The organism is Serratia sp. 4542, from assembly GCF_016805595.1.
Classification (GTDB): Bacteria; Pseudomonadota; Gammaproteobacteria; order Enterobacterales; family Enterobacteriaceae; genus Serratia; species Serratia nevei.
On record NZ_RXKV01000010.1, the window covers coordinates 192,507 to 205,310 of the forward strand.

Annotated in this window: 2 protein-coding genes; one reads left to right on the forward strand and one right to left on the reverse strand. The window is 62.9% G+C overall.

Features of this window, described 5'->3' with window-relative positions; all coding sequences use genetic code 11:
- Window positions 1-24 precede the first annotated feature (24 nt).
- On the reverse strand, window positions 25-2,169 hold the full coding sequence (gene pqqU / locus EKL15_RS13135; protein ID WP_060420512.1) for a TonB-dependent receptor PqqU: 2,145 nt from the start codon (window positions 2,167-2,169) through the stop codon (window positions 25-27).
- Between the two features lie 527 nt (window positions 2,170-2,696).
- Here pqqU and EKL15_RS13140 point away from each other — a divergent pair.
- Window positions 2,697-12,713, forward strand: coding sequence for a non-ribosomal peptide synthetase (locus EKL15_RS13140; protein ID WP_203089700.1), 10,017 nt, complete (start codon window positions 2,697-2,699; stop codon window positions 12,711-12,713).
- Window positions 12,714-12,804 lie beyond the last annotated feature (91 nt).

Here is a 12,804-nt window from a genome sequence, read left to right on the forward strand (position 1 = left end):
CTTTTAACCTTAAGGTGCTTTGCCTTATTCAAAGCGGTAAGACAAGGTGGCGCCGCCACCCCAGTTGCGACCCGGCGCCGGCTCGAAATAGCGGCCGTTGCCTTCGTTGACGATCACCGAACCGACGTAACGGCGATCGAACACGTTATCTACCCGGCTGAACACGTCCAGCGCCCAGCGGTTCCAGGTAAAGCGATAGCCGGCGTTTACGCCGGCCACGGTGTAAGAGGGGGCCTGCGCGCTGTTGGCGTCGTTGGCCTGAATGTCGCTCATGTAGCGCAGCTCCGCGCCGGCGTGCCAGCCTTCCGGCGGCGCAAAGGCCAGCGAAGCGTAGCCCATGTTGCGCGCGATGCCCGGCAGGCGATTGCCGGCGGGAATGGTCTGGGCCGGGGTACAAACGGCTTTGCCGCACATATCGCTGCGGTAGGTGGCGTCCAGCAGCGTCCAGGCCATATGCAGGCGCCAGTCCAGCGCAAACTCTTGATCCAGCGCCAGCTCCAGGCCGCGCCGCCGGGTTTTGCCGGCGTTGGCATAGCTGGTGCGTCCACCGCTGCTTTCCGCCACCACCAGCTCGTTGTCGGTATCGGTCTGGAACAGGGCCGCGCTCACCAGGCCGTTGCCGAGGCGCAGTTTGCTGCCCAGTTCGACGGTATCGCTGGTGGAAGGCTGCAGGCCGATGTTGAGGCCTGACTGGCCGTCGGGACGGTAGGAGAGCTCGTTGATGGTGGGGGTTTCAAAGCCGCGGCCGGCGGAGAGATAAACGTTCCACGCCGGATTGATCTTGTAGTTGAGCGAGCCCATCGGCAGCCACTGGTGGTAGCGTTTGCTGCCGCTGTCGTCGCCGTTGCGCGGCGTGATGTAGTAGTCGGTCGAGTCGAAGCTGACCGTGCTGTAGCGCAGGCCGGCGTCCAGCGTCCAGTGCGGCGTCAGTTGCCAGGAGGTTTGCAGGTAAGGATCCAGGTTCCAGATGCGGTTCTTCTCGTTGCGCCGCTGGTCGCCTTTCTCGCCGTAGTCCACTGTGCCGTCTCGCAGAATAAAGTTTTCGAACCCCTGGCGGCGTTCGGTCATGGTTTCATAATCCAGACCGCCGATCAGTGTTACCGGTAACGATGCGAGAGTATCCTCATGCTTCCAGCGAGTGTCAATGCCCTGATATTTTCTTTCCAGCACGATCACCCCGCCGGCGTGGGTGGGGTTGAGCTGCGGCCCCATCGGGATTGATTGGTATTGCGTGGTGTGGCGCTCGCCGTGGTAGGCGGTCAGGGTCAGTTCATCGCGCTCGCTCATCTGGCGTTGATAGCGCAGGCCGGCCTGGGTCTGGTCGAGCGATTTGCGGGTGTTGTATTGATCCGCGCGCGGCGCCTGGCGCGGGTTGGCCTTCCATTCCGCCTCGGTCAGGCCGCCCGGATCGCCGGCGTCAATCGAGACGCTGTTGAACATCAGCGTCAGGGTGCTGACGTCGTCCAGCCGCACGCCGAGCTTGCCGTTGCCGAGGTTTTTCCGCGCGGCGCTGTGATCGCGGTAGCCCTGGGTGGTAAAGCGGGTGCCGGAGATGGCGTAGTTGACGTCGCCGGCCTGGGTACCGTCGCCGGTGGCGCCGGTCGCTTTCACCCCGTAGCGCCAGGTGTTGTCGCTGCCGAAATAGCCGCCGGCTTCCAGCGTCGGCGGCTGGGTGCCGGTTATCGTATCAACATTGATAACCCCGCCCGAGGCGTTGCCGTACAGCGCGGAATAAGGGCCGCGCAGCACCTCGATGCGTTCGACGGAATTGATGTCGATATTGGAGGTTTGCCCCTGGCCGTCGGGCATGGTGGCGGGAATGCCGTCGACGTACATGCGCACCCCGCGCACGCCGAACATCGAACGGCTGCCGAACCCGCGTATCGACATCTGCAGATCCTGCGCATAGTTTTGCCGATTTTGGATCTGCAGGCCCGGCACGCTGCCGAGGTTTTCCGACAGGTTAATCTGCGGCGCGGCGTTGCGCAGGGTTTCGCCGTCGATCACGCTAACGGAGACCGGCGACCCCAGCTCGGTCAATCCGGTGGGTTGCGCCATCACCACCAGGGTGTCGCTGTCTTTTTGCTCCGCCGCCAGGGCCGAGCCGATACAGATCGGCTGCAGCAATAACAGGGTTGCCGGGGTCAAGGCGGGACGTTTTTTATTCATCAGATAATTCTGCCAATAATGCTGAAAGAGTTGCCCGCAAAGGGGCGAAAATAGCCATTTTTGACTCCCTGTACTGGCATTCAATGGGAAGGAAACTGCATCCTGCAAAGAGTATAGGATATTCCGACATCGTGCGCTTTGGAATAGCGCAGCAGAAAGAGGTGTGTTTTTAATTAAGAAAATTCTCTATTCAATAGTGATTTGCCGGGCGTTTTTAAATTACCCTCACTTATCTTAAATATAATCCTATTTGTTTTTTTAATTTGTTCATTTCATTTATTTTATTAATGAATGCAATGTGGTTAATCCATTGATGGAAAATCAAAATCAATCCTAATTAATTGTTTTTTATGATGTTTATTTATTTGTATTTTTGTGGCTTTATTTTTTATAAAAATAAAATAATATTCGCACTTATGTTTTTGGTTTTTCAGCTAACAGCTCAATCGCATAACGGCCACGCTATTTATTTAATGCATAAGTAGTGGTTGATATATTTTTGGAATATATTAAAAGGGAATTGCTTTATGAACGTGCTCATCGCTTCACCTTATACCCACACGTTTTGGAATGAGTACGTGCTCAATCCACACTCCTGCGAGTACAACCTGGTGCTGGATCAGACGATTGAGGGAGAGCTGGACGTCGGACGATTGCGCGCGGCGATCGACGGGGTTTGCCGGGACTATATTCTGTTTCACCACGTTTTGGATGACAGTTCCTCGCCACTGCGCTGGGTAAAGACGGCGAAAAAAATTGCGTTGGAAACGCTCGATGCCGATTGTGATGTCGGTAAGTTAATCAACACGCCGTTCGATCTCCGGGAAGGACCGCTGTGCCGCTTCTACCTGATTGAGCTGGCCCCTCAGCGCTATAACCTGATCATTGTCGTTCATCACATCCTGATCGACGGCCTGTCGGGGCAGGAGTTCTACAGCGCCGTTTCTGCCTATTACAATCGCGGCGCGGCGGTGGCGCCGCCGCAGGCGGATGAAACGGACATCTGCACATTGTACGAGCGTTATGAGGCGGATGTCGCGACGCTGAAGCACGAGTTCGGCTCTGCGTCATTCTGGGGCAACATGCTGGCTGAATGCGCTCCGCGCGTGGCGTTGCCTTATCTTCCCGGCGCAGCCCCCGAAGCGCCCGGTGCCGGTGAAGTGCGCTTTAGGTTACCGTTCGCCGAGTGGCAGGCGCTGAAATCCGGCGTCAGGTATGCCAATCCTTTCCTGATATTCAAAACGCTGTGGGCGTTGCTGATCGCCCGGCAATCCGCGCAGGAAACGGTGCATATCGGTTATCCCGTCGCGCCGGAGGGCGGCGAGGCGCTGTTCTTCGGCGCACAGGTCAATACCGCCGTGTTCCCCTTGACCCTCGCCCCGGGGGCCACGTTCAATCAGCTGTACCGCGCGACGCTGGCCTACAGCAAAGCGCTCAAGGCGGCAGGCAAGCTGCGGCACAGCCAGTTGCCGGTTTATGACATGCTGAGCCTCAGCCCGGTGCGTCAGCTGAACGTCAACTTTACCCAAGCTTACCTGAAAGATGCGCCGCTGGCGCTCGACGGTTGTCGCATCGGCGTCAATCATCGCTTCAACGTCGATTTGGCCGGTTCGGAACTGCTGCTGGAGTATCAGCCTACCGAGCAGGCCTTTGAGTTTCGTCTGCGCTACCGCCCCGATCTGTTCGACGCGACCCAAATGACGGAGATGGCGGAGCAGTATCTCTGGCTGTTGCAGCGCGCGTTAACCGAACCGGACGCGCCGATTGCCGCTTGGCCGCAGCTGACGGCGCAGCAGGTTTTACGCTGCCGCGACGGCTGGGAGAGCGGGCCGGCAACGGCCGATGCGGAAGCGACGCTGCTCGAGGGCGTGGCCAGACAGGCGCGCCGTCACCCGGATCGCGTCGCCGTGACCGATGCCAAAGGATCGCTCAGCTACCGCCAGCTGGCGCAGCGCAGCGATCGTCTGGCGCTGCGGCTGCGGGCGGAGTATCAACGGCTGTGCGGCGTGGCCATGCCGCCGGAGACGCTGATCCCGCTGTATCTGCAGCGCAGCGCGGAGGCGGTGGTGGCGATGCTGGCCATCATGAAGGCGGGCGGTGCCTATGTGCCGCTGGATCCCGCCGCGCCGGCACAGCGGCTGGATTATATCCTGCAAGAGGTCAACAGCCCGATCGTCTTGACCGAAAACGCGTTGCAGGCTGCGGCGCAGCGATTGGCGCCAGGCGGTCTTTGCCTGTCGGCAGATGAACCGCTCGCCGACGCGGATGCCGCAGCCTTGCCGAGTGTGGACGCCCGGCAGTTGGCCTACGTGATTTACACCTCCGGCACTTCCGGGCGGCCAAAAGGCACGCTGTGCGAGCACCGGGGCGCGGCCAATATGGTGCGGGGCCACACGCAGCGTTTGTTGTGCAATGAGCCGGATGCGCTCAACTGCCTGCAGTTCGCGTCGCTGGTGTTTGACGCGCACGTCTTCGAAGTGTTCGTGGCTCTGGACAATGGTCACCGGCTGTTCATCGCGAGCGAAGCGCAGCGGCGGGATCCGGCGCAGTTGTGCGAACAGATGGCGGCCTGGGGCATCGAGGCCTGCTTCCTGCCGCCGGCGCTGCTTGGCACCTTGCCTGAACTTCCGGCTTCGGTGCGCTATCTCGCGACCGGCGGTGAGGCGACCGCGCAGGAAGCGCTCGACCATTACCTGGCCAGCGGCATGCAGGTCGCCAACATGTATGGCCCGACCGAAGCCTCGGTCAGCGCCAGCCTGAATATCTATCGCCGCAACGGCGCGCGCAATATCGGCCACGCTATCGCCAATATGCGTTGTTATGTGATTGACGAGAAAGATAATTTGTTACCGTTGGGCGTAGAAGGCGAGCTGTGCCTGGCCGGCGTGGGGTTGGCGCGGGGATACCTGAACCTGCCGGCGCTGACGGCGTCCACGTTCGTCGCCAACCCATTTGAACTGCGGGAACCGTACCGGCGCCTGTATCGCACCGGTGACAGAGTGCGGCGCTTGGCCGACGGCGGTCTGGAGTATCTCGGGCGGCACGATCAGCAAATCAAGATCAACGGCTATCGCATCGAATTGGGCGAAATAGAAATGCAGCTGCGTGCGCTGCCTGAGGTGGCCGAGGCGGTGGTAAGTCTGCGTCCCGGCACTACGGATCAGCTGGCGGCCTGGTATGTGCCGCAAGCTGGCGCGGAGCCGGAGGCCGGCGACATCTTGCAACGCCTGGCGGCGCAGCTGCCGCACTACATGTTGCCTTCGGCGATGCGGGCGCTGGCGGCGCTGCCGCTGACGGTGAGCCGCAAGGTCGATTACCGGGCATTGCCGGAACCGCTGCCGGTCGAGCCGCAAACGGCGTTTCGCCGGCCGGGCACGCCGCTGGAGACCCGTCTGTCGGCGCTGTTCAACCGGCTGCTGGGGGGCGATGTTGGCGTGGACGACAACTTCTTCCGCCTCGGCGGCAACTCCATTATGGCCATCAGGCTGTGCCACGAAGTGAATAAACTGCCGGGGGCAAAGATCTCGGTACTGACGTTGAATCAGCATCCGACGGTGGCCGCATTGAGCGAGCACATCGCCGCCCAACGGCAGGCGCCGCCGGATGAGCTGCCGATCCTCTCCGGCGGGCTGCGGGAGGCGCCGCTGTCGCTTCAGCAGTCGCGGCTGTGGTTTGTTCAGCAACTGTCGGTGAATGCCACGCATTATCTGTCGCCGGTGCTGCTGCGGCTGCCGCCGGATGTCGATGACGAACGCTTTGCGGCGTGTCTGCAGGCGATCGTCGAGCGCCACCAGATCTTGCGCAGCCTGATCCGCCAGAATGACCGGGGCGAAGCCAGTCAGTGGGTCAGCGACACCGTGCTGCCGGTACCTTTGCTGACGCTGAGCGCCGATGAATTTGACGCTGCGCTGGCGCAAGCCTGCAGCCAGCCGATGGATTTGACGCGCGAGCTGCCGCTGCGCGCCACGCGCTACCGTTACCGCGATGCGGCGGAGCGGGAAACGACCGTGTGCCTGTTGGTGTTCCATCACATCGTCTTTGACGGCTGGTCGCTTGAGGTGCTGCTGCAGGAATTGGACGCGCGCTATCGCGGGACGTGGCGTGAGGCGACAGAGCCGGCGTTGCAATACCTCGACTATGCGTGCTGGCAACAAGCGCCGGAAAATGTGCAGCGCCGGGCGGATGAATTGGCCTTTTGGCGGCAAGCGCTGGCAGGTTGCCAGCAACTCGATCTGCCGTTGGACTTTTTGCGGCCGGCGGTCTTCGACGAGCGCGGTGACAACAGCGAAGTACCGTTGCCGGCGGCGCTGGTGAAGGCGCTGGATGCGCTGGCGCGCAGAGAGGGGGTGACGCTGCATGCGGTGATGCTGGCGGGGTTCATGCTGCTGTTGTCCCGCTACAGCGGCCAGAACGATGTCATGGTCGGTACGCCGCTGGCGAACCGCAACCGCCCCGAACTGGAGAATCTGATTGGGTTCTTCGTCAATACGCTGCCTTTACGCCGGCGGCTCGATCCGCGTCATCGCGTCGCCGAGTTTGTGCGGCAGGTGGCGGCCACGACGCTGCAGGCGCAGCAGCATCAGACGCTGTCGCTGGAAGCGCTGGTGGACGATCTGGCGCTGCCGCGCGATTTTTCTCGCCATCCGCTGTTCCAGGTCATGTTCGCGCTGGAGAGCGAGGGCGGCGCGCAGGCGCGCCCGGACTGGCTGTCGGTGGTCGATCTGAGCGCTTATGAGCGCACCGCCAAGTTCGACCTGACGCTCACGCTGACGCCGCAGGGCGAGCAGATGCGTGCGCGCTTCAACTTCGCTTCGGCGTTGTTCAGCAAGGCGTCGATGGATCGGCTGGCCGGTTACTATCTCGCCGTATTGCAGCAGATGGCTCACCACGACGACTGGCCGCTGGAAAACATCCGCTTGCAACCGCAAAGCCAGGCGCTACCGGCCGGATCCCCCTTCGGCTATGCGTTTGAACGCAGCCTGCAACAGGATTTCGTGCAGCATGCGCGGCGCAATCCGCAGGCCGTGGCGGTTGTCGACGAGCAGGGGGAGATGACTTACGGTGAGCTGCACGAGGCTGCGTTGACGCTGGCCACTCAGCTGCGCGTGCAAGGACGGGTGACCGGCGACGCCATCGCCGTCATCGCCGACAAAGGGCGCCGGCAGCCGGTAGCCCTGCTGGCGGCGCTGATGTGCGGTAAGGCGTTCTTGCCGATGGAGGCGGCATGGCCACCGCAGCGGCGGCTGAAAGTGATGGCGCAGGCCGGCATCAATACGCTGCTCAGCGATGCGCCCTGGGCCTGCGCCGAGATCAACCTGATCGAACTGAATGCCGCAGGGCTGGCGGCGCAGCTGCCGCTGCCGGAACAGCGCCTGCCAGCGCTGGATGCCGGGCCTGACAGCCTGGCCTATATCATTTTCACCTCAGGATCGACCGGCACACCGAAGGGCGTGGCGATCGAACATCGCAGCGCGGTGAACATGCTGGAGGGCGTGCGGCGGTATTTCGGCCTCAACGAGCGGGATCGCAGCCTGGCCCTCAGCGCGTTGAGCTTCGATCTGGCGATCTTCGACATTTTCAGCCCGCTGAGCGCCGGCGGTGCGGTCGTGATGCCGGCCGAGCGGGACAGGAGCAATCCGCAGGCCTGGTATCAATTGATGATGGCCCATCGGGTGACGCAATGGCTGAGCGCACCGGCGCTGATGGAGCTGTTGCTGGATTACGTGAACGGCGCGGGGTTAACGGCAGGGCCGGCACCGGCGCTGCGGGCGGTGATGGTGGGGGGCGATTGGATCGCCACCTCGCTGCCGGAACGCTGCCTGGCCTGGGCGCCGCACGGCCGTTTTTGCAGCGCCGGCGGCGCGACGGAGGCGGCGATCTTCACCATGCTGTACGAGGTCCCGCGCGGTCAGAACATTCGGTCGGTCAGCATTCCTTACGGCAAACCGTTGCCGCACCAGCGTTGCTATATCCTGGACGCCGGGCGACGGCCCGCCGCACCGGGGGTGCGAGGGGAAATCTATCTGGCGGGTGAGGGCCTGGCGCGCGGGTATTACGGCGATCCGCAACGCACCGCCGAGAGTTTTTTCTGGCATGACGAGCTGCAGGAGCGGGTGTACCGCACCGGCGACGCGGGCCGATGGCTGGAGGATGGCAACGTGGAGTTCATGGGGCGTCTCGATCAGCAGATCAAGCTGAACGGCTATCGCATCGAGCTGGGGGAGATAGAACATGCGGTGCTCGCCTATCCGGGCGTGACCGCCTGTTGCTGCGTGCTCGTCACGCAACCGCAGCCCTGCCTGGCCGCGTACTACGTTGCCGATGAGACGATCGCCCCCCAGGCGCTGGCTCAGCACTTGAGCAGCCAACTGCCTCCGTACATGGTGCCGCAGGCGCTGATGCAGCTGGCGCAGCTGCCGCTGACCGAAAACGGCAAGATAGCCCGACAGGCCTTGCCGCAGCCGGAAAGGGCGGTGCGTGAGTTCGTCGCGGCGCAGGGCGAATGGGAGAACGCCTGTCTGGCGGTGTGGCGCGATTTGCTGCAGCGGCAGGATATCGGCGTGGAGGACAACTTCTTCTCGCTGGGGGGCAACTCTCTTCTGGCTATTCAGGCCTGTTATCAGATCGGCCGGCGGCTGGCGCGTGAGGTAACGCTGAGCGAGCTGGGGCGGTTCCCGACGATCCGTTCGCTGTGTCGCGTGTTGCAGCAACAGGAGCAGGGCGCCGCGCCGGTGTCGATCCCGCCGCTGCGGCAACGCGAGTATCCGCTCTCTTCTTCACAGCTGCAGCTGTGGTTTATCGAGAATCTGAACGGCGGCGGCAATCTTTACCATGTGCCGATGCTGTTCCGTCTCGGCGACGAGGTGTGTCTGGCGGCTTACGAGCGCAGTTTACAGGCGGTCGTCGCCCGACATCAGGTTTTACACAGCCTGATTGTCCAGATGCCATCCCAAAGAGCCGTATCCCGAGCCTGTGAACTGACGCTTTCGCTGGAGCGCGTGACGCTGGAGGCGGCGCACTGGCCGGACAGGCTGCGGCAGGATATCGACAGGCCGTTCGCGCTGGGGGCGGAATTGCCGATCAGGGCGGCCGTTTACCGGGTGGCGCAGCCGGATGGTGGGTGGGTGAATTACAGCCTGATTCTGGTGCATCACCTGGCGTTTGACGGCTGGTCGCAGCCGGTGCTGCTGCAGGAGCTGGACGTGCTGTATCAGGCGCAGCGGCAAGGGCGAGAGGCCGGGCTGGCGGCGTTGCCGTTGCACTATGGCGACTATGCCGTCTGGCAGCGGCGCTGGCTGGATTCCGTTCAGGCGGATGAGGCGAAAGCCTATTGGCGCCAAGCCCTGGCGGGGTGGCAGGCGCTGGAAATGCCGCTCGATTTCGTGCGGCCGGCTCGCTTCGATCATCGTGGCGCCAACCACGTCATCGCGCTGCCGGAGGCGCTGGTGGCGCAGGCGGCGCAGTTCGCCCGGCAGCAGGGCGTCACGCCGTTTGCGCTGTATCTTGCGGCCTTTAATTTGCTGCTCGGTTACTTCAGCGGCCAGCAAGACATTCTGGTCGGTACGCCGGTTGCCAACCGACCGGCGGCAGAGACCCGCTCAGCGATCGGATTCTTCGTCAACACGCTGCCGCTGCGCTCGCAAATAGACGATGCGGCGTCGCTGAACGATTATGTGCATCGCGTCTTTGACGGCGTGCTGCAGGCGCAGCGGTATCAGAATTTGCCGTTGGATCAGCTGATCGAACTGCTGCAGGTGCCGCGCGATCTGTCGCGCCATCCGCTGTTCCAGGCGCTGTTCGCGCTGGAGGAGGCGGGGGCCGCGCCGGCCTGGCTGGCGCCGCAGGATCTGCTGGCGCACTACCAGGCGGCCAAATTCGATTTGACGCTGAGCATCCAGTCGGCGCCGCAGGGCGGGCGGGCGATCTTCAACTATGCCACCGCCTTGTTTGCACCGGCTACGCTGGCGCTGCTGGGGGAGTATTATCTGACGATCCTCACGCAGATCGTCAATCACGGGGAGCAGCGCGTCAGCCAATTGGCGCTGATCTCGGAGAGTGAAATGGCGCGGCAGCGCGCCTTCCATCAATCCTGTCCGCCGGCCTACGATTTCGAACGCGCCATCCATCATGACTTCATCCGCCAGGCTGAGCGCGAGCCGCAGCGGGTGGCAATCGTCGATGAATGGGGCGAGCTGAGCTACGGTGAGCTGTATCGGCGGGCGCTGACGTTGTCGTTGCAGCTGCGTGAGCACGCGGACATGCGCGCCGAGACCATCGCAGTGATGGTGGACAAAGGGCGGGCGCAAATCATTGCAGTGCTGGCGATCCTGATGGCCGGCAAGGCCTATTTGCCGCTGGACGGCGCCTGGCCGGAACGCCGCCGCCTGGATATCGTCGCGCAGTCGCAGACCCGGGTGATTCTGAGCAGCCGGGAGTGGGGGGCCAGCGGTGAGGCCAGGCTGTTGACGATCGATCCGCAGGGGGCCGTCATGGAGTTGCCGCCGGCTCCGCCGGGCGAGGCTGTTTTGCCGGCACCTTCCGCGCTGGCCTATGTGATCTTCACCTCCGGCTCTACCGGCGCGCCGAAAGGGGTGGCGATAGAACATCGCGGCGCGGTGAACAGCATCATCGATACGTTGCACCAGCTGGAACTCGGCGCGGACGATCGCGGGTTGGCGCTCAGCGCGTTGAGTTTCGACATTTCGGTGTTCGATATTTTCGGCCTGCTGTCGGTGGGGGGCGCCATAGTGATGCCGTCCGAAACCGAACGCTACCAGCCTGAGGCCTGGCATCGGCTGTTGATGACCCAGGGCGTAACCTTCTGGAATTCCGCGCCTTCAGTGATGACGCTGCTGGTGGAGCAGTTGGAGTCCGCCGCGTCGCAGGCGCAGTGGCCGCAGCTGCGCAATGTGGTGCTGGTGGGCGAGGTGATCTCCCGCCAACTGCCGGCGCGTATTCGCCAATGGCGGCCAGGGTGCCGGATCGTCAGCGCCGGGGGCGCGACCGAGAGCTCCATTTGGTCGATCCTGTACGACATCCCGGAAACGCCGATCCTGGCGCCCAGCGTGCCTTACGGCCAGGCGATGGCGCATCAGCGCTTTTACGTGCTGGATCGCCATCAGCGCGTACTGCCGCCTTGCTTGCCGGGAGAGCAATACATCGGTGGGGCCGGCGTGGCGCGCGGCTATTACCGCAATCCGTCGCTGACCGAAGAGAAGTTCATCTACCATCCGGAACTGGGGGAGCGGCTTTATCGCACCGGCGACGCCGGCCGCTATTTGCCGGACGGCAACCTGGAGTTCCTCGGCCGTATGGATTTTCAGGTGAAAATCAACGGCTACCGCGTTGAGCTGGGAGAGGTCGAGCAATGTGCGCTGGCGTTCGGCGCGATCAAATCCTGCTGCGCGGTCGTGCTGTCGGAGGCGCATCGGCAGCGCCTGGCGCTGTATTACGTCAGCGAGGCGCCGCTGGATGAATCGGCGCTGCTGGCCTTTATGAGCGGGCAACTGCCGTTGTACATGCTGCCTGCGGCGCTGATGCGGCTGGACGCTCTGCCATATAACTCCAGCGGCAAACTGGATCGCAAGGCGTTGCCTGCGCCGGCGGCGAGCGAACCGCAGGCCTATGTCGCTCCCGCGAACGAGCTGGAACAGCAGCTGTGCGCGCTGTGGCAGGCGGCGCTGCAGTGCGGGCAGGTCGGCATGACGGACGATTTCTTCCTGCTGGGCGGCACCTCGATCAAGGCCATTTCCCTGTGTGTCGGCATGGGGGAACTGATGGCCGCGCCGGTGCCGGTGGTGCAGCTGTTGCAAAGCCGCACCCTGAAAAACCTGCTGGCCGCCAACGAACGCCGCCTGGTCTTGCCGCTTAACCGTTGGGCAGAGGGCGCGCCCGTCGTATGGATGATCCACCCGGCGCTGGTGGGGGCGGAAGCGTTTCACGCTTTCGCTCAGCCGTTGCAGGGGCGATTCAACTGTTACGGCGTCGACAACCATAACCTTTACCATCAACCGGCCATCGACTCGCTCGGCGATCTGGCCGAACGGTATCTGAACGACATGATCGCCGCCGGCCTGCTGCAAGGCGCCGGGCCGGTGCGCATTCTCGGTTGGTCGCTGGGGGGCATCATCGCGCTGGAGATTGCCGCCCGGCTGGAGGCGCGCGGCTGCCGTAACGTGCAACTGTATCTGCTGGACAGCTTCTACCGGCAGGCCACGGCGGAGTTGCCTTTGGAGCAGCTGTTGCCGGCGTTGGGCATCGAGGGCGAGGCGGCGACACGCGCCATGGCCGCAGGGCAGGCGGAGCGACGGCTGTCTGAGGGGAGTCTGAGCCGCAGGCTGCAAACCACGAAGGTGACGTTGTTCAAGGCGATGGAGGGTAACCCGCAGTTGCCGGAAGCGGTCACGGCGCCGCTGCTGGCGGTGGAAGATAATGGGCTTGGCGCCGCCTGCGAGCGGCTGCAGGTTATCCCGCTGGCTTGTCATCACCACAACATCCTGCTGTGTGAGGCGAAGATCGGGCAAGCGCTTAACGAGAGTCTCTGATTCATGAGCCTGGCTCATAAGCCCAAGCGTATTTCGCCCCATAGTCATGGCGGCGGTTGCGTTTTACAGTCACCACACCGGAGCGGCTCCG

What these genes read in the sequence shown, in the direction of transcription:
- pqqU (WP_060420512.1), bottom strand. Translation starts at nt 2,169, where the DNA reads ATGAATAAAAAACGTCCCGCCTTGACCCCGGCAACCCTGTTATTGCTG.
- EKL15_RS13140 (WP_203089700.1), top strand. Translation starts at nt 2,697, where the DNA reads ATGAACGTGCTCATCGCTTCACCTTATACCCACACGTTTTGGAATGAG.